The sequence below is a fragment of the Exilispira thermophila genome, assembly GCF_055389015.1.
This window is the reverse complement of the sequence record NZ_AP042476.1, coordinates 2394212-2420734: the sequence shown is the minus strand read 5'-3', so window position 1 is coordinate 2420734 and position 26523 is coordinate 2394212. Positions and strand designations below refer to the sequence as shown.

Annotated in this window: 23 protein-coding genes; 10 read left to right on the top strand and 13 right to left on the bottom strand. The window is 24.4% G+C overall.

Annotation, left to right across the window (positions count from 1 at the left end):
• Positions 1-36: 36 nt before the first annotated feature.
• Positions 37-897: a histidinol-phosphatase gene (locus ACZ5EC_RS10260; RefSeq protein ID WP_464302392.1), complete on the bottom strand. Its 861-nt coding sequence runs from the start codon at positions 895-897 to the stop codon at positions 37-39.
• A 245-nt stretch (positions 898-1142) separates the two neighbouring features.
• On the opposite strand from ACZ5EC_RS10260, the gene ACZ5EC_RS10255 reads away from it, so the two are divergent.
• Both ACZ5EC_RS10255 and ACZ5EC_RS10250 read left to right on the top strand, forming a co-directional pair.
• On the top strand, positions 1143-3083 hold the full coding sequence (locus ACZ5EC_RS10255) for an AMP-dependent synthetase/ligase (protein ID WP_464302391.1): 1941 nt from the start codon (positions 1143-1145) through the stop codon (positions 3081-3083).
• Between the two features lie 281 nt (positions 3084-3364).
• On the top strand, positions 3365-4279 hold the full coding sequence (locus tag ACZ5EC_RS10250) for a metal ABC transporter substrate-binding protein (RefSeq protein WP_464302390.1): 915 nt from the start codon (positions 3365-3367) through the stop codon (positions 4277-4279).
• On the opposite strand, the gene ACZ5EC_RS10245 is transcribed toward ACZ5EC_RS10250, so the two are convergent.
• Genes ACZ5EC_RS10245 through buk (ACZ5EC_RS10230) form a run of 4 tightly spaced genes read right to left on the bottom strand, consistent with a single transcriptional unit; the run spans position 4265 to position 7328 of the window.
• Entirely contained in the window at positions 4265-4813 is a 549-nt protein-coding gene (locus ACZ5EC_RS10245; RefSeq protein ID WP_464302389.1) for an HD domain-containing protein, read from the bottom strand. The genes ACZ5EC_RS10250 and ACZ5EC_RS10245 overlap by 15 nt on opposite strands.
• A gap of 9 nt (positions 4814-4822) precedes the next feature.
• Entirely contained in the window at positions 4823-4990 is a 168-nt protein-coding gene (locus ACZ5EC_RS10240; protein WP_464302388.1) for a 4Fe-4S binding protein, read from the bottom strand.
• A gap of 23 nt (positions 4991-5013) precedes the next feature.
• Positions 5014-6237, bottom strand: a complete 1224-nt coding sequence (gene tyrS, locus ACZ5EC_RS10235) for a tyrosine--tRNA ligase (protein WP_464302387.1) — start codon at positions 6235-6237, stop codon at positions 5014-5016.
• A 23-nt stretch (positions 6238-6260) separates the two neighbouring features.
• Positions 6261-7328 (bottom strand): butyrate kinase, encoded by a 1068-nt coding sequence (gene buk, locus ACZ5EC_RS10230; protein WP_464302386.1) that lies wholly within the window; start codon positions 7326-7328, stop codon positions 6261-6263.
• A gap of 206 nt (positions 7329-7534) precedes the next feature.
• On the opposite strand from buk (ACZ5EC_RS10230), the gene ACZ5EC_RS10225 reads away from it, so the two are divergent.
• Positions 7535-7789: a hypothetical protein gene (locus ACZ5EC_RS10225; RefSeq protein ID WP_464302385.1), complete on the top strand. Its 255-nt coding sequence runs from the start codon at positions 7535-7537 to the stop codon at positions 7787-7789.
• 30 nt (positions 7790-7819) lie between these two features.
• Complete coding sequence (locus ACZ5EC_RS10220; RefSeq protein WP_464302384.1) at positions 7820-8872, top strand: phospholipase D-like domain-containing protein; 1053 nt, start codon at positions 7820-7822, stop codon at positions 8870-8872.
• 272 nt (positions 8873-9144) lie between these two features.
• On the opposite strand, the gene ACZ5EC_RS10215 is transcribed toward ACZ5EC_RS10220, so the two are convergent.
• Together ACZ5EC_RS10215 and trmB are read right to left on the bottom strand one after the other, a co-directional pair.
• A complete protein-coding gene (locus tag ACZ5EC_RS10215) occupies positions 9145-10998 on the bottom strand; it encodes an ABC transporter substrate-binding protein (protein ID WP_464302383.1) in 1854 nt (617 codons plus the stop codon).
• Between the two features lie 231 nt (positions 10999-11229).
• Positions 11230-11970 (bottom strand): tRNA (guanine(46)-N(7))-methyltransferase TrmB, encoded by a 741-nt coding sequence (trmB, locus tag ACZ5EC_RS10210; RefSeq protein ID WP_464302382.1) that lies wholly within the window; start codon positions 11968-11970, stop codon positions 11230-11232.
• 276 nt (positions 11971-12246) lie between these two features.
• Here trmB and buk (ACZ5EC_RS10205) point away from each other — a divergent pair, with 276 nt between their 5' ends.
• Complete coding sequence (gene buk / locus ACZ5EC_RS10205) at positions 12247-13320, top strand: butyrate kinase (protein ID WP_464302381.1); 1074 nt, start codon at positions 12247-12249, stop codon at positions 13318-13320.
• A gap of 29 nt (positions 13321-13349) precedes the next feature.
• On the opposite strand, the gene ACZ5EC_RS10200 is transcribed toward buk (ACZ5EC_RS10205), so the two are convergent.
• Entirely contained in the window at positions 13350-13778 is a 429-nt protein-coding gene (locus tag ACZ5EC_RS10200; protein WP_464302380.1) for a hypothetical protein, read from the bottom strand.
• 198 nt (positions 13779-13976) lie between these two features.
• On the opposite strand from ACZ5EC_RS10200, the gene ACZ5EC_RS10195 reads away from it, so the two are divergent.
• A complete protein-coding gene (locus ACZ5EC_RS10195; protein ID WP_464302379.1) occupies positions 13977-15194 on the top strand; it encodes an IS256 family transposase in 1218 nt (405 codons plus the stop codon).
• A gap of 174 nt (positions 15195-15368) precedes the next feature.
• Here the strand turns inward: ACZ5EC_RS10195 and ACZ5EC_RS10190 are convergent, their stop codons facing one another.
• The 3 genes from ACZ5EC_RS10190 to ACZ5EC_RS10180 form a co-directional block, all read right to left on the bottom strand.
• Positions 15369-16313 (bottom strand): ribonuclease HIII, encoded by a 945-nt coding sequence (locus tag ACZ5EC_RS10190; protein WP_464302378.1) that lies wholly within the window; start codon positions 16311-16313, stop codon positions 15369-15371.
• A gap of 122 nt (positions 16314-16435) precedes the next feature.
• Positions 16436-16648 carry a hypothetical protein gene (locus tag ACZ5EC_RS10185; protein ID WP_464302377.1) on the bottom strand — a complete coding sequence of 71 codons (213 nt, stop codon included), beginning with the start codon at positions 16646-16648 and terminating at the stop codon, positions 16436-16438.
• 177 nt (positions 16649-16825) lie between these two features.
• A complete protein-coding gene (locus tag ACZ5EC_RS10180; RefSeq protein WP_464302376.1) occupies positions 16826-18505 on the bottom strand; it encodes a glutamine--tRNA ligase/YqeY domain fusion protein in 1680 nt (559 codons plus the stop codon).
• Between the two features lie 261 nt (positions 18506-18766).
• Here ACZ5EC_RS10180 and ACZ5EC_RS10175 point away from each other — a divergent pair, with 261 nt between their 5' ends.
• The 3 genes from ACZ5EC_RS10175 to ACZ5EC_RS10165 all read left to right on the top strand — a co-directional run bounded on the left by ACZ5EC_RS10175 (position 18767) and on the right by ACZ5EC_RS10165 (position 22449).
• Positions 18767-18988, top strand: coding sequence for an OadG family transporter subunit (locus ACZ5EC_RS10175; RefSeq protein ID WP_464302375.1), 222 nt, complete (start codon positions 18767-18769; stop codon positions 18986-18988).
• 73 nt (positions 18989-19061) lie between these two features.
• Complete coding sequence (locus ACZ5EC_RS10170; RefSeq protein WP_464302374.1) at positions 19062-20933, top strand: pyruvate carboxylase subunit B; 1872 nt, start codon at positions 19062-19064, stop codon at positions 20931-20933.
• Between the two features lie 82 nt (positions 20934-21015).
• Entirely contained in the window at positions 21016-22449 is a 1434-nt protein-coding gene (locus ACZ5EC_RS10165; protein ID WP_464302373.1) for a sodium ion-translocating decarboxylase subunit beta, read from the top strand.
• Here the strand turns inward: ACZ5EC_RS10165 and feoB are convergent.
• Together feoB and ACZ5EC_RS10155 are read right to left on the bottom strand one after the other, a co-directional pair.
• Complete coding sequence (gene feoB, locus ACZ5EC_RS10160) at positions 22444-24630, bottom strand: ferrous iron transport protein B (RefSeq protein WP_464302372.1); 2187 nt, start codon at positions 24628-24630, stop codon at positions 22444-22446. The two genes, ACZ5EC_RS10165 and feoB, sit on opposite strands and share 6 nt — an antisense overlap.
• A gap of 142 nt (positions 24631-24772) precedes the next feature.
• A complete protein-coding gene (locus tag ACZ5EC_RS10155; protein WP_464302371.1) occupies positions 24773-25087 on the bottom strand; it encodes a FeoA family protein in 315 nt (104 codons plus the stop codon).
• Between the two features lie 230 nt (positions 25088-25317).
• Here ACZ5EC_RS10155 and ACZ5EC_RS10150 point away from each other — a divergent pair, with 230 nt between their 5' ends.
• Positions 25318-26511, top strand: coding sequence for an aminotransferase class V-fold PLP-dependent enzyme (locus ACZ5EC_RS10150; protein WP_464302370.1), 1194 nt, complete (start codon positions 25318-25320; stop codon positions 26509-26511).
• The last annotated feature ends 12 nt before the right edge of the window (positions 26512-26523 follow it).

The window sequence follows — 26523 nt, the reverse complement described above, 5'->3', positions numbered from 1 at the left end:
ATTACGAGATACATTTTGTTATATATTAAAATCCAATTAATCAAATATAAATTTAGAAAATTTACCATTTTTTATATACCATATTGTTTTAAATCCTAAATTTTTAACCTGTTCAATAGCTTCTTTATTAGAAGCTAGCAACATTTCTTTCCAATGGGAATCTGAATTTATCATGATTTTAATATCCATTTCCTTTAGTAATTTTATTATCCAAAATGAAGGATAAAAACTTCTAACTTTCCCTCTGTAAAAACCACCAGTATTTATCTCAACAATTAAATTTTTTTTCTTTATTTTTTCCAATGTTTCAACAACAATATCTTTATACCATACTTCTTCTTCATTAAATAAAACTTCATTTTTATTATGCAATTTTATTAAGTCAAAGTGACCAACAATATCTGGCTTTAAATATTCTATCATTTCCATTATACTTTTATAATAAGTTGTAACCATCTTTTTTGCATCGCTATTAAATTTATCATTTAACAAAGTATTAAAATTGCTTATGTCTCCATCAATTGTATAAAAGTTATTATTATATACAAAACCATGTATTGAACCTATTATATAATCAAGGTTATATTTTTTCTTTATATCTAAATTACCTTTATATTCTTTTATATAATCAACCTCTAAACCTTTATAAACTTCTATTTTTTCTTTGTAACTTTTTTTTAGATTATCAATAGTTTCAATATAATCTATTAATCTTTGATCTTTCATTGTCCATACTTTATTGAATGGCAAAGGTGCATGGTCCGAAAAACCAACTCTTTTTATACTGTTATTTGATGCATAATCTAAAATTTCTTTTATAGTATTTTTTCCATCACTAAATTTAGAATGTAAATGGAATGTTCCAAGTTCTTTTGAAATTGTTTCAAGATTTTCCATTAAAAACTCCATTAAAATATAGTATTTTTTGCAATCAAGAATTTTTATTTCTTAATATCTTTATTTTATCTCATTATTAAAACAATAAAAATTAAATTAATTTATAAAATTCTTTTGATTATAAGATAAAAAATATAAATTAAAGAAACAACTATTTCTTTATAAATTTTATCTAACTTTTAATATTTGACTTTAAAACTAATTTATATTATATGTATTTATACCATATTGAACAGGAGAATTAAATGAAAACTATTATAGAAATGCTAAATTATAGTGTAGAAAAATTCAAATTTAGACCTTATTTAACTGACAAAACAGATGAAGGTTGGGTATCTAAATCTTTTTTAGATGCTAAAGAAGAAACCTATATCATCGCTGCAGGATTAGATGATTATGGAATAAAAAGAAATGACAAAATTGCAATATTATCAGAAGGTAGAAGTCAATGGGTTATAGCTGAACTTGCTATTATTCATTTAAATTCAATTTCTGTTCCATTATCAATTAAGCTATTACCTGAAGAATTGCTTTTTAGACTTAATCATTCTGAAGCAAAAGGTATTTTTATTTCAAAAAATAATATTGAAAAACTTTTTCAAATCTATAATCAAATTGAAAATAAAAACTTTAAAATATTTTACCTGGATGATAATGATGAAATACTTGATTATTTAATAAATAAATATGAAGTAAATGTAAATCAAAATAATATCATTTTTTACAAAGAACTTTATAAAAAAGGGAAAAAGAGATTAGAAACTGAACCAGATCTAATTGATAATATAGTTAAAACAATTAAAGAAGATGATGTTGTTAGTATTTTATATACTTCAGGTACAACTGGCAATCCTAAAGGAATAATGTTAACTCATAAAAATTATTATGCTAATGTTGAAGATTCTGTTGATATATTCAAAATTCCAGAAAATTACAAAACTCTAATTATTTTACCAATAGACCATTCATTTGCTCATACTGTTGCTTTATATGGTGCTCTTTTTAAAGCTATTAATTTGTTTTTCGTTGATGCAAGAGGTGGAAATCTTTCTATGCTTAAAAATATTCCTTCCAATTTAAAAGAAACCAATCCTGATTTCCTTTTAACTGTGCCTGCAATTACTGGTAATTTTATGAAAAAAATTAAAGAAGGTGTAGCTCAAAAAGGGAAATTAATTAATTTTTTGTTCACTTCTGGATTAAATGCTGGTATAAAATACAATGGAAATGGTTTCAACAAAACTGGCCTTTTTACAAAACTTATAAATTATTTACCTTACAAATTTGCAAAGAAAGTTATTTTTCCAAAAATAACTTCTATTTTTGGAAATAATTTAAAATTTTGTGTTGGTGGTGGTGCTTTATTGGATATAAAGCAACAAGAGTTTTTTTATACTTTAGGAATTCCTGTATTTCAGGGATATGGTTTATCCGAAGCTTCACCTGTTATATCTACAAATACACCAAAAAAACATAAATTAGGTTCTTCAGGTTGTGTATTAAAATCTATTGATTGTAAAATAATTAAAGACAATGGTGAAGAAGCTAAAATTTGGGAAAAGGGTCAAATTGTTATAAAAGGTGATAATGTTATGAAAGGTTATTTTAAAAATCAGGAAGCTACTACCAAAACTATTAACGATGGTTGGCTTTATACTGGAGATTTAGGTTATTTTGATAAAGATGGTTTTTTAGTAGTTACTGGAAGAGAAAAGGCATTATTAATTTCTGAAGATGGAGAAAAATATTCTCCTGAAGAAATTGAAGAAGCAATTGTTAACTCATCTGATTTGATTTACCAGGTTATGTTATATAATGACCATAAAAAATATACTGTCTCTTTAATTACTCTTGATTTAAATAATTTCAAAAATTTTATAAAATATAAAAATTTAGAAGATACTGAAAAAATATTAAGAGAAATAAACAAAGAATTTTATAATTTTAATAGATTACCTGAATATAAAGATAAATTTCAGAAAAAATGGATCCCTTCTACTTTTATAATTATTGAAGAAGCTTTTTCTGAAAAAAATAAAATAATAAATTCAACTATGAAAATGGTAAGATATAAAATAACTGAAAATTACAAAGATCTTATCAATTTTATGTACACATCTAATGGAAAAAATTATCTAAATGAAAAGAATATAAATGCTATTAAAAATATTATAAATAACTTTTAATAATAATTCTTAATTATACAAAATTTTAAAATTTTAACCAGTCAAAATTTTTTAGAACAAAATATTAAAATCAACTTTTCGTTTTTATAATAATATTATATTAACTTTACTTTATATTTTTTTAATAGATTAATATTACTATTTTTTTTATATCTTTTTATTAAAGTTTCTTTTTGATATTACCTTACATTTTTTTACAATATTTTCTTATTGCCATTGTTTTAGATTTTATTTATATTAATTTCAGATATTTTTAATTAAAAATAAAACAGGATTTAGTTATGAATGAAAATAAAAAAATAAATAACTTTAAATATTTAAATATCAAAATTATAATTATTATTTTTCTTCTATTTTTTGCTATTTTATTCAATTCAAAATATTCTACATTTGCAAATAATCCTAAAACAATTGTAACAACTATTTATCCTTATTATTTACTTACAAAAGAAATTGTTAAAGATAAGTTTGATGTTGTATTATTTATCCCACCAAATAGTTCTCCTCACACTTTTTCACCTAAACCAAACGATATTATAAAACTAAATCAATCCAATTTAATAATAGCAAATGGATTATCATTAGAAGAAAATTTAAAATCTAAATTAAAATATTACAAAGATAAAGTTATCTATTGTTCCAATTTCCTTATTGAAGCAAATTTACTTTCTCCTGTAAATGATAAAAATCCACATATATGGTTGGACCCAATTTTTATTACAGAAATTGCAAAAGGAATTACAAGCAAAATAATTGAAATCGACCCTAAAAATAAGCAATATTATTTGAAAAATTTAGAACTTGTTACAAAAAACATTTTAAATACTTTTAATTATATTGAAAATCAGCGTAAAAAAATTAATAAAAAGATTTATATTATTACCCTTCATAATTCTTTTAAATATTTTGCAAAAAGATTTAATATTGTAATTGCAGGAGTTGTTGAATCTTCACCAGGTAAAGAACCAGGAATAAAAGAGTTAATTGCTTTAGGAGATATAATAAAAAAGTATCAAATAAAAACTATATTTTCTGAACCACAACTAAATCCAAAACCTGTCAAGGTTTTATCAAAAGAATACAATTTAAAAATATACAATTTAGACCCTATTGGATATTCATTAAATATTAAGAAAATTGAACAACTTTATTTATATAATTGGGATATAATATTTAAATCATTAAATAATCTTTAATTCTTTTTCCATATTAGAAAGAATTTCTTCAGTTAAATGCAATCTTTCTTCAAGAATTGGTTTAGAACTTTCAAGACAAATATTATCTTTAACTTTTTCAACATAATTTTTAATAGTAATGTATACTGTTTTCATTTTTTGAGCTTTCTGCCAGAAAAAAGAAGATATTGATAATCTTGAAAACCCGATAGCTCCTAAATTATCAATAATAATAGCATCATGCAAAAGTTTAGCTTCATATAATTCAGGTTTATCTTCTAATTCACTTCCCATAATAGCTTCTTTAACTTTAAAAATCTTTTTTATATTAAATCCTGCTTCAGCTAATATTTGCTCAGCTCTTTCAGCAGAATCTTCTTTAGAATTTTTTCCTAAAATTATTTTATATAAAAAGCATGCTGCATGTAAAATTTCATCATCATAACTTTCACCTATTTTTTTTGCATAAAAATAGACTCTACTAAAATGATCATATGCATAAGCTAACCTTCCAAATGTTAAATCTTTTGAATATTGTTCAATAATAGACCTCATTAAAACCTCCTATTTTTGTTTTATAGCATTAACTGGACATACTTCAATACATTTTCCACACTCAGTACATTTAGATTCTATAATAATATATATAGGATCACCATCTTTTATTGCATCCTCTGGACATACAACTGCACAAGCATTGCATCTTAAACACTCTTTATCGATGTATAACATAGTGCACCTCTTAGTTTTTATTTTTAATTCTGAATAATAATTCTCATATATTTCTTTTTTCCTGCTCTTAATAGAATATCTTCTTTATTAATATACTTTTCATTTATAACATCATCAAATTTTGTAATTTTTTCATTTTCAATATATGCACCACCACCTTTAATTAACCTTTTAGCTTCACTTTTAGATTTAGTTAATCCTACTTCAAAAAATAGATCTGCATAAGTCATTTGTTTTAAAATAGAATGCCTCAATTCAATTGAAGGTAAATGATCTTTTGCACTTTCATCAATCTCACCTCTAAAAACCTTTGATGCTGATTCAGCATTTTTTGCAGCTTCTTCACCATGACATAGTTTTGTTGTTTCAAATGCTAAAACTTTCTTTGCTTCATTTAAATATTCACCCTCTTTTTTAGTTAAATCATCAATATAATCTTCATCTAAAAATGTATATAATAATAAAAATCTTTTTACATCTCTGTCATCTGTATTAATCCAGAATTGATAATAGTTATATGGATCCAATTTATCTTTTGAAAGCCATACAGCATTGTTTTCTGTTTTTCCCATTTTTTGGCCACTAGCAGTAACCATTAACGGAACTGTAATAGCATAAGCATCTTTTTGATGAACTCTTCTTATAAGGTCAATACCTGCAACAATATTTCCCCATTGATCATTACCACCCATTTGTAAAACGCAATTTTCCTCTTCATATAATTTTAAAAAATCATATGCCTGTAAAATTTGATAATTAAATTCTATAAATGATAAACCTTTTTCCAATCTCTGTTTATAAGCTTCAGCTGCTAACATTCTATTTACAGAAAAATAAACTCCTATTTCTCTTAAGAATTTTATATAATTAAGATTTCCAAGCCAATCATAATTATTTCTTACTGATGTATATTTTGGAATGTCTAAAAATTGTTTTAAATTTAATTCAATTCCTTTAGCATTTTGATCTATTTTTTCTTTAGAAATCATTTTTCTCATTTCAGTTTTACCAGAAGGATCCCCAATCATAGCAGTACCACCACCAATTAAGGCAATTGGCCTATGACCAGATAATTCAAACCATTTTAATAGCATAATAGGAACTAAACTTCCAACATGTAAAGAATCTGCAGTAGGGTCAAACCCAATATAACAGGTTACTTTTTGCTCTTCCAATAATTTTTCAATATATGGATCGCTAATTTGCTCAATAAATCCTCTTCTTTTCAATTTCTCTAAAAATGTCATATTCCCCTCTTTCAAATAATAGTTTAAAACATTGAATAATCAAGTATTTCTTCTTCTTTATTTAATGCTCTATAAGCACCTTCAGCTAATGCGTTCATCTCATTTTCTCCTGGAATAACTAAATAATCAATCTTACCATTAAACCATGAAGTTATCCATTCAATCATTTTATTAGAATGTGCAATACCGCCAGTAAAGATTACTTTTTCTACATCCATATTCATTGTTGCAAACAATGAAAGAATAGATTTCGCTATTCTTAAACACATAGCTTGTAATACTTCTTTAATTTTAGGATCAGTTTCAGATTTTTCTATTAATTCTTTAACATTATCAGTACCAAAATATAAAGTTAAACCACCTTCTTTGTTAAAAAGATTTGGTATATAATCTAAATCAATATTGTTTTTCTTTACCCATTTAATAAATTGTTTAATTGGAAGGTCTCCACATGAAGTTGGAGCAAATGGGCCTGTTTGTCTTGATTCTAAGACATCTATAATCTTTCCCCCAACAAGTGCATTAACAGATATTCCACCTCCTAGATGAACAATAACAAACCTTGTATCTGCTAATTTCTTCTTTAACATTTCTGCTGCTTTTCTTGCAGAAGCTCTTACATTTAAAGCATGAGTTAAAGCTTGCATTTTAATTTCAGGATGACCTGTTATCTTTGCTATTGGCAACATCTCATCAGTTGAAATTGGATCTACAATAAAAGCTGGTTTTTTAACTTCAATAGAAAAGTCATAAACAATTAATGCTCCTAACAAAGATGCATGCATGGTTTGATATTTACCATTATAAATATCATCAACCATTGTTTTATCAACTTTATATATACCTGCTTTTAAAGGTTTTAAAGGACCACCTCTTCCTGCAAAAGCATCAAAATCTGTTAGAGAAAACTGTTTTTCTTTTAAAACATTTAATATTTCTTCTTTTCTGTAAGGTAATTCTTCAAATATGTTTTTGAATGTTTTTAATTTTTCCTGTTTATGCTTAATATTTAAAGAAAAAACTTCATCTTTATCTTCAAAAACAGCTATCTTAGTTGAAGTTGAACCTGGATTAACTACTAATATTTTCATTTTACCCCCTTAATAAATTAACTTATTACTCATACATCTTTCATTAATCAATACCCAATTTATAACAATGTATCAAAAATCTATTGAAAATTTATTTTTTTTCAATATAAAAATATTAATTATAAATATTTTATCATTGCTTATGTCAATAAAATTGTTTTTAAACAAAGCATAAATTATATAATAAACCATTTAAGAGAGTGATTATGGATAAAATAAAAATGCTAAGTGAAAATATTTTAGAAAATGAAAACATTGTTGAACTTATACCTGAAAGTGAAGCATCACAATATATTTCTTTTCTTGAAAATAAATTATTACCATTTATTATTTTAAAGTATAAAGATTATGATGAAAAGAGTTTATTAAAAAAATCTATTAAAATTTTTAAAATTATTTTGTCTCTTGATTCTAAAAACAAATTAGAAAAATTTGATTCTCTTTTAGATGAATTAAAATAATTTTGTACAAATAAATATTTCCGGTTCTATATGAGAAAAATTAAAATTAATTCTTTAATAAAAATAATATTTACTTTATTCATTTTTATTTCTATGTTTTTTATATTTATCTCATCTTCAAATGATATTGAATATCAACTTAACGTTAAAAATGATATTTTAATTTATTTTACACAACCCTTTAAATATAAATATGGAGAATCCCCTATTGAAAGAAAAATACTTCAACTTTTAGATCAAGCAAATAAAGAGGTTTATATTTTTGCATTTGATATTGATGATGCACCTATAATAAACAAGCTTATTGAAATACAAAAAAATGGAATTAAAATTAATATTATTGTTGATCCTGATAATACTCCAGAAAAAGTTGTATCAATTTTAAAACATTTTAATATGCTTATTCCATATGATCCACCTAAATTAATGCATCATAAAATTATCTTAATTGATGACAATATTTCAACCCTCGGATCAATGAATTTTACTTTTAATGGAATTTATTTTAATAATAATGACTTTATTGTTATTAAAAATCATAAGATAAATAGTTTTCTAAAAAAATACTTTTTATTTCTTGCTGGCAAAATTAGTAATTGCCAATCATCTATAGACCTCGTTATCAATAATATTCCTATCTCAATTCATCTAACAAGATGCAGAGATAAAGATGTAAATTCCATAATCAAAGAATATATAAAACAAGCAAAAAAATCATTATTTTTTGCATATTCAACTTTTACCAATGTTGAAATTGCAAAGCTAATTATTCAACAAATCCAGGATAAAAATCTTTATTTTTATGGAATTTTAGAAAAAAGAAACTCATATTCAAAATATTCTGTTTACAATTTGTTTGAAGCCAATAGATTAAAAATTTATAGAGATGAAAATGATGCTATAATGCACCTAAAACTTCTAATTATCGATGATTTTACAATAACTGGATCCTATGCAATTGCAAATAGATCCAATATGAAAGGATTCTTAAACAAATATAATGATGATTTAATTATTATTTTTAAATCTAAAGAAATTTCAAATTTTTATTCAAATTATATTAAACACATGATCTTCAAATAATTGTATATTTTAACTTAATAAAATTATATTCAAACTCTTATTTAACAATTATTATTTCAGATAATAAATTTTTACTTAATTATTATTCTAAAATTATATTCTAAATAAAATTATAAAAATCTATTTATTTTAAAATTTAATTTTACAATTATTATTATATATTCATTTTACATTTTTGCTGATTTAAAATATTTATTATAATAAATATTAAAAAGAGGTTACCCAAAATTCAGGGCAACCTCTTTTATTATGAAACTGAAACCAAAAATTAATTATTTTTTCTTCCAGTAAAGTCTTCTTAAGTCATAACCAATTACTGTATCATAATAAAAGTTACCAATATCTTTTTTAACAGCTATTAAACCTAAACCTTGAACTGTATAAATTAATGGTAATTCATCTACCAATACTTTTAAAATATTTGACCAGTAAACTTTTCTCTTTTCTTTATCTACTGTATATTTAAAAGGCATGAAATTTTTAACAATTTCTAATTCCCAATCATAATATGGATTGAAATTATCTTCCTGTCTTGGATACCACATATGTAAAGCACCTGATGGTAACCAAACATTTTCACCAGATTCAGGATATCTTGAACCTGTTAAACCTATTTCAATACAATCCCATTCATAAGTAGCAATCAATTTCTGTACTAATAAGTTGAAATCTAAAGGTCTTGCAGCAACTTTTAAACCAATTTTCTTAGCTTCATCAGCTACAAGATTTAAAATTTGTTCTCTAATGTTGTTACCAGCATTAGTGTTCATTTCGAATTCAATAATATTACCTTTTTCATCTTCTAAGAAACCATCGCCATCTCTATCTTTAATTCCAATTTCAGCAAGCAATGCTTTAGCTTTTTCAGGATCATATGTAAATTGATTTTTTACATTAGGATCATACATTGGAGACTGAACAGGTGTTGGTGACAATTGAGGAGCACCAATACCATCCATAACATTTGCAACTATTGTTTGTCTATCAATTAAACATGAAAATGCCTGTCTAAATTTTTTGTTTGAAAACCATGATAATTTTGGTTCAGGAACTTTTTGAGGATTCTGATTAAAAGTAAAGAAAGTAGTTCCTAAAGTTGGACCGCCTGACCATATATCTATACCTAATTCATCCATCTTAGGTTGTAATACTTTAAAATCTTCTCCTCTCATTCCATAAATGTCAGTTTGTCCACTCTGGAATTGTAATAATTCTGTATTTTGATCTTTTACTATTGTATAAACAACCTGATCAAAATAAGGTAATCTGTGGCCTTTAGAATCTTTCATATAATAGTTAGGATTTTTTTTGAAAACTACTAAACTGTTTGGTACATATTTTTCTAACATCCATGGACCATCACCAACTATCTCATTAGGGTTAACATCAACTGACCAGAAAGATTTAAATGATTTACCATTATCTTTTGAAATTATAGGTTCAATTATATGTTTTGGAAGAGGTGAGAATGATAATCTTAACAATGGGTTTGCAATAATTCTTGGGAAGTGAAATACTACTGTATAAGTATCAACTTTTTCAGCATGTATTGGTTCATCTTCACCATTTGGCATAGTTAAATAGTAAGAATTCATACCATTTACACCAATATTTTCATTTAAAATAACATTCTCTAAATAGTAAACAACATCATCAGCTGTAAAAGGTTTTCCATCCCACCATTTAACATCTTTTCTTAATTTACAAACAATGTCCATTTTACCAGCTGGTTTTTGTAAATCAGGATCAACATCACCAGCTTGTTCATCCAATTTAACTTCATAAGATTCAACTAATTGACCTTTGAAATCTTTTGTATTAGGGTCAGTTTCAAATAGGTAATCAAACATCATACCTATAAGTGTAGTTGAAGTATTATCAAAAGAAGCAGCATCGTTAAAAGTTTTAGGATCACCAATTAATGTATCATTAAAAGTACCACCATATACACCAGGTTCCCATTTAATTGGATATTTAATTACTTTTGTTCCTGGTAATTGATATTGAGTCATATCAATAGCTGAAACCATTTCTTCACCTTGTTTTCCACCACCTGCTTTACCAGCAAAAAAAATAGTGAAAACAAGTAGAGCAGCTAAAAGAATTACTAAAATTTTCTTTTTCATAAAAAACTTTCCTCCTACTTGTAGTTTAAATAATATTTAAAACATTTATATAAATTTGTCAACATACTTTTAACATTTTTTTGCAATTTTTGCATAATTTTGTTATTTATGTTAAAAAGTATGCCATATGTTTAATATTTTTTTAATTTTAAACCATTTTTTTATTTTAATCTTTTTTTCTAAATTTAGTCATTATTTTTATATTAGTTAATATTTTTATAAATATTATATTTATTTAACCTTTTTCAAAACAAAAAAAAATATGTCATTCCCCTTTAATAATGCTTTTTTATAATATCTAGTTTCAACAAATGGATAATATTTTTCAAATATTTTTCGGTCATTGGTATAAAAATGTTTATTGAAAAGGCTTTTTAAATCAAGCATATTTTGATTTTTCAATGAAATCAAATCATTTTCTATATTTAATGCATAATCATTATTATCTGTAATTATTATAAGTTGTCCTTTTTCTTTTATCAAATTTTGCAATTTTTTTATATTTTCTAATTTAATGAATCTTCTTTTTTTATGTCTTTTCTTTGGCCAGGGGTCAGGAAATGGGATAATTATTCTATCAAATTTTTTGTATACCTTTTCTTCATCTAATAAATTTAGTGCATCTAATGCTATAAATTTTATATTACTTATACCTTCATTACCAAAATCATATAAATTTTTAATAGCTCTAAATATCACTTGAATATCGTAATCCAATCCAATAAATAATTCATTTTTTTTAATTTTACTCATTTCTTTAATATAATCACCAACACCACATCCTATTTCAAGATTGATTTTTATAAAATTGTTTTCCATCTTAATTTTATTTATTGTTTCTATTAAGTTATTTAAATCTTTAAAATCATAATAATTATTTATTAAAGTATCATCTGCTATATATCTTTCATTTAATAAATATTTTAACTTTAAATCTTTTGAAATATTTATTTTTCTTAATCTTGAAGGCATATTTTTTCCTCTAAAATCAATTTTAAATCAATTTAATTTAAATATTAAATCAATCAAGCTTTAAATTTATTAAAAAATTTTGATAATTTAAATTTTTTTACATTATATTATCATAATAAAAATTGCTTAATCAAATAATATTATTTTTCCCTTATCTATTCAAATCATTGTTAATTTTTTATATACAATTTCAAAATAATATTAATTTTTATATTGTTATTTTTATTTTTTTTAGTAAATTTTGAATTGAATTAATTTTTATAAAAGGAGGATTTTGTGAATTTTAGATTATTAATTATAAACCCGGGATCAACTTCAACTAAAATTTCTGTATTTGATAATGAAAAAGAAATTTTAACCAAAACATTGAGACATTCAAATGATGAATTAAAAAATTTCAAATCAATTATTGAACAATATGATTTTAGAAAAAACATAATTGAAAAATTCCTTGAAGAAAATAATATACCTTTATCATCTTTATCTGCAATTGTTGGAAGAGGTGGATTATTACATCCAATTCCTTCTGGAACTTTTGAAGTTAATGATAAAATGGTTGAAGATCTTAAATCATGTAAATATGGGGAACATGCTTCTAATCTTGGTGGAATTATTGCAAAATCAATAGCTGATCAATTAAACATTAAAGCTTATATAGTGGATCCTGTTGTAGTTGATGAGTTAATGGATATTGCTAGAATTGCTGGACATCCAAAATTTGAAAGATTATCCATTTTTCATGCATTAAATCAAAAAGCTGTTGCAAGAGTTGCTGCAGAAAAAATAGGTAAAAAATATGAAGATTCTAACATAATTGTAGCTCATCTTGGTGGAGGAATCTCAGTTGGTTTACATAGAAAAGGGAAAGTTGTTGATGTTAATAATGCTTTAGATGGAGAAGGGCCATTTACACCCGAGAGATCCGGAACTTTGCCTGCTGGTCAACTTGTAAAACTTTGTTTTTCTGGAGAATATACCTACCAGGAAATTAGAAAAATGTTAAAGGGTAAAGGTGGTCTTGTTGCTTATTTAGGAACAAATGATGCATTAAAAGTTCAACAAATGGTTGAGCAGGGTGATGAAAAAGCAATTCTTATTTATAAAGCTCTAGCTTATCAAATTGCTAAAGAGATAATGAGCTTATTTCCTGGAGCTAACAGCAAAATTGATGCTGTTGCAATTACAGGTGGAATTGCATATGATGAACATAATTTAATGAAATGGATAAAAGAAATGATTGGGGATATTGTTAAAATAATAATAATCCCTGGTGAAAAAGAGATGGACGCTTTAGCATTAGGAGCATTAAGAGTATTAAAGAAAGAAGAAGAAGCTAAAATTTATGATTAAAAAAAGGGGGTTAACTCCCCCTTTTTTTTCTAAATCTCTTCCTCAAAAATCTGAGGGTTTGGTTTGTCTTTATCAAATTTAGTTACTTTTTTAATATTTGAATTAACTTTTTCAATTTTTTCTAAAAGTTTTTCTTTTTCACTATTTAATTCTTTCATTTTCAAATTTGTTTTTCTTTGAATCAAATTAGCAAGTTTTTCATGTTCAGAAAATTTACTTTTTAAAATCTTATTAAAACCCTCTTTTTCAATATGGTTTTTAAAACTATTTTCAATTTTAAAAAATGTTTCATCAACTAATCTTAAATCATTAAATTTTGCATTTAATTCAGAATTTAAATTATTTAATAAATCTGGTGCAATATCAGGATTAATTTTATCAAGAATTATTAAAATCTCATTTAATAAAACTGATTTTTTATCCATTAGAGATAATAAATCTTTTAAAATTTTACTCATTTTTTATCCTGTTTTTTTACTTTTATCTAATAGTTTAATTTTATCTTTATTTACTTTTATATTCATATAGATTTTTGCATGCTATAAATAAAAGTGTGTAAAAGAGAGAATAAGTTTGCTTAAAGCAAATAAATAAAAAATATTGCCTCCCGATGAAAAAAATATGTACAAAAAAACAAACCATCAGGAGGCAAAAAAATGAACAATTTAGGTAAAGAATTAGCTAAATTTTTAGAAAGTCAAGGGGTTTTAGAAGATTTTATTAAAAATCCTGACAAAACAAAAGAATTAATGTTATCAATATTAAAATATAGATATGAAAGTTTAATGACAAATGAAATGGAAACTGTTTTAGGTTTTAAAAAATATGATAGAGAAACAGAAAAAGAAAATTACAGAAATGGTAAAAGGTACAGAGATTTAGACACGAGTCATGGAAAAATTATAAACTTAGAAGTGCCAAGAGCAAGGAATGGGTTTTATCCAGCAATATTGGAAAGATATAAGAGAAGGCTTGAAAATATAGATGATACAATAATAAAATTGTATGCAAAAGGATTATCTACAGCAGATATATCAGAGCATATAGAACATTTATATGGGATGAAGTACAGTAAAGAAACGATATCTAATATAACAGAGAAAGTAAAAAAAGATATAGAAGCATTTAAAAACAGGAAATTAGAAGAAAGTTATTATGTAATATTTATAGATGCAATGCATGTAAACATAAGGAGGGATACGGTATCTAAAGAAGCGATATATTTTTTATTAGGAGTAAATGTAAAAGGGAAAAGAGAGATATTAGGATATTACATAAATCCAACAGAGAGTTCAAGTTTTTACAATGAAATATTTGAAGATATAAAGTCAAGAGGAGTAAAAAGGGTATTATTGTTTGTAACAGATGGATTAAGAGGGATAGAAGAAGTAATAAGCAACAATTTCCCAAAATCAAAAATACAAAGATGTATATATCATTTAAGCAGGAACATATCAACAAGAGTAAGGATAAGAGATAGAGGAGAAATATTATTGGATTTTAAAAAAGTCTATAGTCAAACTAGGAAAGAAGAAGCACTAGTTTATTTTGAACAATTTAAAATAAAATGGGGAAGGAAGTATAAGAAGTTAGTTAATGATTTAGAAGAAGTATTGGATTATATGTTAACATTTTATGAATTTCCGGAAAGTATAAGGAAACAGATCTATACAACAAACTGGATAGAAAGGCTGAATGAAGAGGTAAGGAAAAGAATAAAAGGGAAGAATAGTTTTCCAACAGTTGAATCAGCAGAAAAACTTTTATTTTTAATATTAAAAGATTATGAAAATAGATGGGAAGAAAGAATATTAAGGGGGTTTGGTCAAGCAAAATATGAGCTTGACTTAATGCTAAAAAAAATTTATGGTTAATGTCAATATTTTCATTGGGAGGCGAAATTAGTTATAATTCTAGAATTATAACTAATTTACACATTTTTATTGACATAACCGATTTTTGAATATACATATATATATATATATATATATATTTATTTATTTATACAATTTATTTATACATTTATATTAATTTATATCATTGTTATTCTATTCAACTTTATTTTTAAAATTAAAAAACACTTTAGCTATTTTTTTAAGATTAGTTTCAGAATATTTTTCAATAAACAATTTTCTTTGTTCTAAAACTTTATTAGAAGCACCTTTTTTAAAATCAATCTTATATTTATTTCTTATTTTATTTAATTCCTCAATATAAACAGCTTTTGCTAAAATTGATGCAACTAAAACTGATAAATATTTTTCAGCTTTAGGTTCAACTTTTAAATTTATATTTGAAAAATCATTTTTTAATAGATTAATCTTCTTAACTTTACCAAATTTATCAATTATAACTGTTTTTATTTTATTATCTTTATAAGAACTTATATTTTTTTCAATCAATTTTGTAATTATTTCATAGTAACTTTCATCTAATATATTATTTAAATTTTCCCCTATATTTTTCTTTTCTTTAATTAAATCATTTAAATCCTCTGGAAAAATAATTTTTATTTCATAATTGTTTTTATCTTTTCTAATTTTATTATAAAATTTTAAGAGTAAATTATCATTAGATAATTTGCTTTCTTTCAATCTTAAACTATAAATTTTATCTAAAAACTTATCATCGATATAAACAGCAGAAATTACAAGAGGGCCAAAAAAATCCCCCTTACCAGCTTCATCTGCTCCTATAGTAAAAAGGACATCATCTTTAAAATAAACAAATTCATTAAATATTTTTTGAATTTTTTCAACAAAAGAACTATTTTTATATTTATTTTGAAAAACTATTGAATACCCTTTTTTGCTAGAATAATAAATATTAAAAAATAATGATTCACTTTTATTAATATTTTCAGAAGAAATATAATCTTTACCTTTTTCTACTAAAAATCTTTTCCCATAATTAATATCATCTATTTTTATTATTTTTATATTATTAGTTTCTAATTTTTTTACAAAGTTATTTAAAAAAGAATCAGGAATCATTTTAAATTAACCTTTAACTTAAATTATATTATAGTTCATAAATTCTTATTCAATTATCTTTAAATTATATATTTTAATCATTTCAAAGATTTCTGAATTAATAAAAATTATAGAAAATAATATTAATTATTCTTATTTTTACTCAAAAGAGTAAACTCAATACCATTAGTGTTTTTATTATAATTTACAAAACAACTTTTATTACTGCAACTTGAACAAACAGGTATATTTTTATATTTTTTAAATAAAATGGGTAAAAGCTTTCTTATATTATTCCATATAATATAAAGAACTGTAAATATGACAATTATATATACTATTAATTCTTGTGACATTTAACCTCTTTTCTCTAATTATATTATCTTTTAGTTATATTTCTAAAACATTCATCTATTATTTATAAACTTATTATATAATTTCTAAATCTTTAAATACTTTAATTTTATAAATTTATTTTTATAAAATGATTTCCATTTATAATTTATTTTTTTATTATATATTTTTTAATTTTGCTACTTATTTTTTTTTGCTATTTTTTTCCATTTATCTTTAAGACTAACAGTTTTGTTAAAAACTGGTAATTCCTCATTAGAATCAGGGTCTTTACAAAAATATCCTATTCTTAAAAATTGGAATGGTTTTCCAACTTCAACATCTTTTAACATAGGTTCCAGTTTACAATTTTTTAATACTTTTAAAGAATCTTTATTAATATAATCTACAAAACTTTTTCCTTCTTCAACTTCATCTGGATTCTCTTTTACAAATAATCTATCATAAAGTCTGATTTCTGCATCAATAGCATATTTTGCAGAAACCCAATGGAGTGTCCCTTTTACTTTCCTACCATCTTCAGACCACCCCCCTTTAGTTTCAGGATCATATGTTGCATAAATTTCTATTATTTCCCCATGCTCATCTAATTTATAATCAGTACATTTAATGTAATATGCATGTTTCAATCTAACTTCTTTACCTGGAGATAATCTAAAATACTTTTTAGGTGGATTTACCATAAAATCATCTTTCTCAATAAATAATTCTTTTGTAAATGGGATTTTTCTTTTTCCTGCTGATGGATCCTCTGGATTATTATCTGCTTCAAAATACTCTACTTTATCTTCTGGATAATTTTCAATAATGAGTTTAACTGGATTCAATACTGCCATTGCACGATTTGCTCTTTTATTCAAATCTTCCCTTAAAATGTGTTCAAGTAATGAAATATCTACTACACTTTTTACCTTTGATACCCCAATTCTATGCATAAATTCTTTAATCGCTTCAGGAGTATAACCTCTTCTCCTTAATCCAGATAATGTAGGCATCCTTGGATCATCCCATCCTTTTACATATCCTTCTTCAACAAGTTTTAACAATTTCCTTTTACTCATTACTGTATAATTTAGGTTCAATCTTGCAAATTCAATTTGCTGAGGATGATGTATTTCCAAATTTTCACAAAACCAATCATACAAAGGTCTATGATCTTCAAATTCCAGTGTACATAAAGAATAAGTAACACCTTCTATTGAATCTGATTGACCATGAGCAAAATCATATGTAGGATAAATCACCCATTTATTGCCAGTTCTATGATGTTCTTTTTTTATTATTCTATACATAACTGGATCTCTTAAATTTATATTAGGTGATTTCATATCTATTTTTGCTCTGAGAACACACTCCCCTTCTTCAAATTCTCCATTTTTCATCTTTTCAAAAAGTTCTAAATTTTCTTCAACTGTTCTATCCCTATATGGACTTTCTTTTCCTGGTTGTGTTAAAGTTCCTCTATATTCTCTTATTTCCTCTGCTGATAAATGATCAACATAAGCTTTTCCATCTTTAATTAATTTTATAGCATACTGATATAACTTATCAAAATAATCAGATGCATAATATTCTCTATCTTCCCAATCAAAACCAAGCCATTTAATATCTTTTTTAATTGATTCAATGTATTCTATATCTTCTTTTATTGGATTTGTATCATCAAATCTTAAATTACAATGCCCATTAAATTCTTTAGCTATTTCAAAATCCAGTACAATTGCTTTTGCATGTCCAATATGAAGATATCCATTTGGTTCAGGAGGAAATCTTGTTACAACTTTATCATATCTATTATTTTTTAAATCCTCAATAATTTTTGCTCTTATAAAATCTGTACCCATATTCTCTTTTTCCATACCTAACTCCATAAACATTTACTATTATTTTAATTTCTATCAAAGTAGATTATTTTATAGTTATTATACTATAAAATTAAGATAAACTATTTTAACAAATTAGTATAGTATTTTTAAAAATTATCAACACTTTTAAGTAAAGGATTCATCTAATAAAAAGAAATTTCAATTGTTTGATACTAACAACTTTATGTTATTGCCTTATTTAATTCATATGCTTAACTTTTGCAAATTCGACTTTATAAACACAGGAGTTTATATATGCTTGAAAAGGCTTTGATACTTATGGTTATTGGGTTAAGTCTTGTATTTTTTTTCCTCTTAATACTAATTTTTTCTTTAAAACTTTCTTTTAAAATTATTAATTTCATTAATCAAAAGAAATCTATTAAAAATATTAATAACATAGCTTATTCCAGGGAGGAATTAAAAAAAATTGCTATAAAAATGGCTATAGAAAAATATCTTTTAGAAAATCAATAAAATTAATATTAAAACTTTAATATTAAAATATAAGAAAAAAAAAATAAAAATACTTTTTTATGGAGTTAAAAAATTGGAAAAGAAAAGAAAAATTAATATAACAGATGTAACTTTAAGGGATGGACAACAATCTATTATTGCAACAAGAATGAAAACAGAAGATATTATCCCTGCGTGTGAAATGTTAGATAAAATTAATCTTTATTCAATTGAAGTTTGGGGAGGTGCAACTTACGATTCCTGTATTAGATTTTTAAATGAAGACCCATGGGAAAGGTTAAAAAAAATTAGAAACGCAATGCCTAACACCAAACTGCAAATGTTAGTTCGAGGTCAAAATATTTTAGGATATAAACATTATCCTGATAAATTAGTTAAAGTTTTTATTAAAAAAGCTGTGGATTATGGAATTGATATTTTTAGAGTTTTTGATGCATTGAATGATATAAGAAACCTTGAATCTTCAATTAATGAAATAAAAAAATTAAAAAAACATGTTCAAGGTGCTATTTGCTATACAATATCCCCTGTACATACCATTGATACCTATACTTCATTAGCAAAAACACTATATAATCTTGGAGTTGATTCTATTTGTATTAAAGATATGGCTGGTTTATTGACCCCTTATGAAGCTTTTCATTTAGTTTCATCTTTAAAAAAAGTAATTGATATCCCTATTTCAATACATTCTCATTCTACAACAGGATTTTCTGTTGCGACCTTAATTAAATCAATAGAAGCAGGTGCTGATATTATTGATACATGTTTCTCCCCTTTTTCCCTACAAACATCACATTCACCAATTGAAACAATGGTATATTCATTAAAAGATAATTTCAAAATTGATATAAATTTTTCAAATTTAAAAGAAATTCAGCAATATTTTGAAAAACTTAGAAAAAAATATAGTTCATATGCCACTAAGACCATAATTAATACAAAAATATTATATTCTCAAATTCCTGGAGGTATGCTTTCTAATCTAGAAAATCAATTAAAAAAACAAAATGTTTATGATAAGTTAGATGAAGTTTTAGAAGAAGTTCAAATTGTAAGAAAAGATTTCGGTTATCCCCCTTTAGTTACTCCAACATCCCAGATTATTGGAACTCAGGCTGTTATAAATGTACTTTCTAAAAAAAGATATTCTACCTTAACTTTAGAATCCAAAAATTTATTAGTTGGTAAATACGGGAAACTTCCATATAAAGTTGATCAAAATTTACTAAACAGAGCATTAAAAGAATTAGAGATGGAAAAACCCATTGAAAATAGGCCTGCAGATTATTTAACCTGTGATCTTGATAAATTAAAAAAAGAAACTAAATCTCTAACTCAAACAAAAAAAATTAAAATAGAAGATGTATTAACCTATGCTTTTTTCCCTAATGTTGCTAAAACTTTTTTTAAAAATAGAGAATTGAACAATATTCCAAAAGAAATAAATGAAATCGAATCTAATGGAGAAGAAAAAACATTTCTTGTTAAAATTGATAATGAAACTTTTACAGTAAAGGTAAAACCATCTACAACTATGGAAATTGAAAAGTTAAAAATAAATTCTTCTGAAGATAAAAATTCTAAAGATCAAATTTCTAATAATTTTTATTTAAAAAACAGAGATAACAATCTAATATCTGATAAAGAAGATATTTATCACAACGAGTCAATGAATAACAATTTGGATAGTTTTGAAAATAAACAAAATGCTATGTCTAAAAAACAATTAAACAATTCACTTGTATTATCCCCTGTATCAGGTGTAGTTCATAGAATAATCAAACCTCAAGGAGCTATTATTAGAAGTGAAGAAGTTGTATTAATTATTGAAGCAATGAAAGTTGAATTTGAAATTAAAGCTCCTAAATTTGGTAAACTTAATTTATATGTTAAAGAAGGGGACCAGATTAAAAGTGAAGACCAGCTGTTTTCAATTGAATAACTTGACATTAATTGATCATAATAATTAGTTACAAATATTAAATTATTACTATAAGAAATTAATTTATAAAAAAGGGTTTATTATGTTGAAAAATATTTTTAATATCAAATCTAATATCATAAAGTCTTGTAAAAATAAAATAAATAGAAATTTCTTTATTGGAAATAATTATAAAAATAATAGTTTAGATATATTAAAAAAAACAATTTTTATAATTTTAGTTTTTATCTTTCTTTTTAATATTTTACCCATTTTTTTAGGTGCCAAAGTAAATAATTCCAATAATAAAAACCAGACAACAAATCTCAATAAACTTCAGGATAATACTGATTTAGGATTTTATAAATTAATTAAAAATTTATATGAAAATACAGGTTTTTATTATTTTATATATGGGAAAAAACATCAATCAAAAAGCAATAAAACAGTTTATGGCTGGGAAAACTTTTTAATGATTATAATAAGTTGTATACTACTTTATTTAGGTATAGTTAAAGGATTTGAGCCTCTACTTTTAATACCAATTGGATTTGGTGGTATTCTTACAAACATCCCATTTGCTAATATTGGAGGAAGTACAGGATATTTGGGAATTATTTTTGATGCAGGAATAAAAACAGGCCTTTTCCCAATTTTAATATTTATGGGAATAGGATCAATGACAGATTTTGGCCCTTTAATTGCAAATCCAATAACTGCTCTTCTTGGAGCTGCAGCACAACTTGGAATTTTCGCAACTTTAATTGGTGCATCATTATTGAATGTTTTCCCAAATATTAGTTTTACATTTAAACAAGCTTGTGCAATATCTATTATTGGAGGGGCTGATGGTCCAACCTCAATATATGTGGCATCAAAATTATCCACTGACCTTTTAGGGGCAATAGCCGTTGCAGCCTATTCATATATGGCTTTAGTTCCTTTAATTCAACCACCAATTATGAAATTATTAACTACAAAAAAAGAAAGAATCATTAAAATGGAACAATTGAGAAAAGTATCAAAAACTGAAAAGATATTTTTCCCATTAATTGTACTTTTTATCACTATAATTTTTCTCCCTTCAGCTTCACCTTTAATTGGTGCTTTAACTTTTGGTAATTTAGTTAAAGAGTGTGGTGTTGTCGAAAGGATTTCAAAAACTTTACAAAATGAATTGACAAATATAGTAACAATTTTACTGGGACTTGGTGTTGGGACAAAGCTTGAAGCAACAAAATTTTTAAATTTAAATACTATAGGAATTTTAATTTTAGGACTATTTGCTTTTTCTTTTGGAACAGCTGGAGGTATCCTTTTCGGTAAATTGCTATCTAAATTATCTAAAAAACCTATAAACCCATTAATTGGAGCAGCTGGAGTTTCGGCTGTTCCTATGGCTGCAAGGGTTGTTAATAAAGAAGGGTTAAAAGCCAATCCACAAAATTTCCTTTTAATGCACGCTATGGGACCAAATGTTGCTGGAGTGATTGGCTCAGCTGTTGCTGCGGGAATTATTTTAGCACTTTTTTTATAAAAACAAATTTCCAATTTTTATCACTAAAAATGCTAAAGTATAAGCCAAAGTAATCTGATAACCTAATGAAAATAAAGTTAATGATGCTGATTTTGTTTCTTTATAAATTGTTACAATTGTTGCAAGACATGGTGTATAAACTAAAATAAATAGAAGAAAAGCAAATGCTGAAACTGGAGTCATACCTGAATATTTTTTAACAGCATCAGCAACAGATAAATTATCATCATCATAAAGTATATTAATAGAAGAAGCAACAACCTCTTTAGCTATAAATCCCGAAAGTATAGCAACAGTTTCTCTCCAGCTAAATGATAAAGGTTTAAAAACTGGAGCTATAAATTTACCAATTCTTTCTATTAGTTTTTCATCATTTTTAGTATCAAGCTCATTTATTTTATCATTTGTATTGTTATTTGCATTTTTATTAGCATCTAATAAATTATCATTTTTTTTGTTAATTTGATTATCACTATTTTGATTATTACTTATACTTTGTATATTTGTTTTATCAAGATTACTTAATCCTTTAGTTGATACATTATTACCACTATCAAAGGGGTAAGCAGAAAGAAACCATATTAAAATAGAACCTGCTAAAATAATTGTTCCCATTTTTTTAAGGAATTCAGAACCTTTTTCCCATGTATGTAACATCAAGGATCTTAATGTAGGCAATCTATATGGAGGAAGTTCCATAACAAAAGGTAAAGCAGGTGATTTAAAAATTGTACTTTTAAAAATTTTTGCAAAAGTTGCAGCTAATAAAATTGATATTAAATATATCGAGAAAAGAACTAAAGAAGCATTTTTTTTAAAAAAAATTGAAATTATTAGAATATAAATTGGTAATCTTGCAGAACATGAAATTAATGGATTAACAAGGATCGATACAAATCTGTCCTCTTTACTTTCTAAAGTTCTTGTGGACATTATCGCAGGTACATTACACCCAAAGCCCATAATCATTGGTATAAATGCTTTGCCATGCAAACCAATTTTTGCCATTATTTTATCTGCAACAAAAGCTCCTCTTGCCATATAACCAATATCTTCCAAAAATGAAAGCACAAAAAATAATATAAATATATTAGGGGTAAAAACTAAAACCCCACCAACTCCCCCAATAATTCCATCTGTAATAAGATCAGTCAACACACCTGGTCTCATAAAATTCTTTAACCAATCTGAAAGAAAACCTATCCCTAAATCAATTAAATCTGCAATATAATTACCAATAGAAAATGTTAAAACAAAAGTTATATACAAAATTAAAAGAAAAATTGGAATACCTAAAATTTTTGAAGTTACAATTTTATCTACATTTTCTGATATTGAAATTCTATCAGCTTTTTTCTTTCTAATAGTTGAATGGATAACACCAGAAATAAAACCATATATTCTTTCAGTTAAAATAATCTTTGGATCATCATGCATAATACTTTTTATTAATTCAATACTTTTTTTATATGTTGATTCAATCTCATTAAAATTGCTGGAAAATTTTTTTACTTTATCAATAATATTGTCATCTTCTTCAAGTAATTTCAAAGCAATAAATCTCGTTGAATACCTTTTAACAATCTCTTCCTCTCTTTTCAATAAAGCCTGGATTTTAAACATCTCGTTCATTATTGTATGACCATAATCTAAATGTATGTGTCTGTAATATTTACTTTTACCTTCATAAATGTTTATTGCTTCATCTAAAAGTTCATATAACCCATAATTTTTAACTGCAATGGTTTTAACAATTTTTGCACCTAATAAACCTGAAAGTTTTTCTGTATCAATTTCCAATCCTGACTTTTCTACTTCATCATACATATTAAAAGCAATAACTAATTTTGCTTTTAATTCAATTAACTGTGTTGTTAAATAAAGAGATCTATCTAATACTGTTGCATCTACAACATTTATTACAACATCTGGTTTCTCATCAAGGATAAAATCTCTAGCTACAATCTCTTCTATAGAATAAGTTGAAATCGAATATATCCCTGGAAGGTCTGTTATTATAAATTCATAATCTTTATAAAAAACTTTACCCTCTTTTTTTTCAACAGTTACTCCTGGCCAATTGCCAGTATGTTGTTTTTCTCTACAAAGAAAATTAAAAACCGATGTTTTTCCAGAATTTGGATTTCCAGCTAATGCAATTTTTATTATTTTCTTATCCATGTTTTTACCTTTAAATGTAAATAATTAAAATTTGTAATATAAAATAACTAAAGTTTAGTCACTCAATACAAAAATTTATAAAAATTATTGTTTACTTTTCTACTCAATAATTTTTTTTGCCTATTTATAATTTGTTTACCTATTAATGTAATGATAACATTCTCTTTATCTTTTCTTTAAATTGTTGAAATAAAGTTTTATTGTTTTCTCTTTTTTTTAAAATTTCAACATATATCTTACTTGCATCATTTTTCCTGATTGTTAAATTATACCCTTTTAGTTTTAATTCTATAGGATCTCCTAAAGGAGCAGGTTTAATAGTTTCTAAAATAGCATCTTTAACAAATCCCATTTCCATTAATCTAGCTTTAAATTTCCCATGACCCATTATTTTAACAATTTTTGCATCACTTCCCATTGGGACATTATCCAAAGTTACAATTGTTTTTTCACCCATAAGACCACCATTAAAAATGTTTTTATTTCACTATTAGTTATTTTTTCCAAATATTTAGAAACTGTAATATATACTTGACACACTCTTATTGATAACTATTATCAATAAAATATATTTTTCCTATTTTGTCAAATATAAAAGAATTTAAAATTTTATATTGTAAATATTTTTAAAGATTTTAAATATAAAGAAAACATTTATAATTGTAATTATAAACAAGGAATATTTTAGTGAAACTCCAATCTAATAAGAAACTTAAAATAATACGCTCTTATTTCCCAATTACTAAAAAAAAATTATACTTTGCTAATGCAAATTATTTCCCAGTTCCAAAACCTGTTTTAAAAGAAGTAATTAAAGAGTTGAAAAAGAAAAAATATGGGAAACTATATGAAAACCACTTTAATGAATATTTAGAAAAAACTAAAGGACAAATTGCTTCATTATATTATGGAGATAAAAATAAATTTATTTTTTATAGAAATTCCACTGAATTACTCTTATTCATTTTAATACTTTTAAAAAAAGAAAATATTCTAAGGGATAATAATGAAATTTTAACTTATAAAGAAAATTTTCCCTCTCATTTTAATTTAATAAATTCTTTATCAAAAGCATTAAATATTAAAATAAGAAAATTTGAACAAAACAATAATCCTATAGGAGAAAAAATTCTTTCTAAAAATATAAGCAAAAATACTAAAATATTTGTTTTTTCATCTGTAGATTTTATTTCCGGGACTAGAAATTATCTTGAAGAAATTGGTAAATTTCTAAAAAGAAAAAACATTATCTCTATAGCTGATATTACGCAACAAATTGGGCTTTACCCATTTTCTCTGGATAAATTTGATATTGATTTTTATATTGCATCATTTCATAAAGGGTTTATGGGATTAGATGGAGGTGCTTTTGGTTATTTTAAAACTTACCCCATACCACCTTTTATTGGTTGGCGAAATTTTTATAACTCAGATGAAAATCCTACTTTTACTGAAGAAGCATCTTTTGATATTTTACCTGTATCTTCAATTTCTGGTAGTATAAATTTTATAAAAAAACTCACTTTTAATAAAATTGTAAAATACAATGCCAGGAACTGGCATTATTTTTTATCATTTTTCAAAGAGTTAAAAAATTATGAAAACAAGAATTTTAAAATAATAACACCTATAGAGAATCAAATTTATATTAATCAATTTAATTTTGAAAATAAAGACTATTATTACAAATATCCTTCTTCTATCTTTTCACTTAAAATTCTAAATGAAAAAACAAAAAATTTATTAAAAGACTTTTTTTCTTTAAATAATATTGAGATAAATTTTTTTGGCAATATTTTAAGAATCTCTTTTTCATTCTATAATAGTAAAGAAGAAATAGAAATTTTAACAAGAGGATTAAAAAATATTTTACTAAAGTAAAAATGTTTAAAA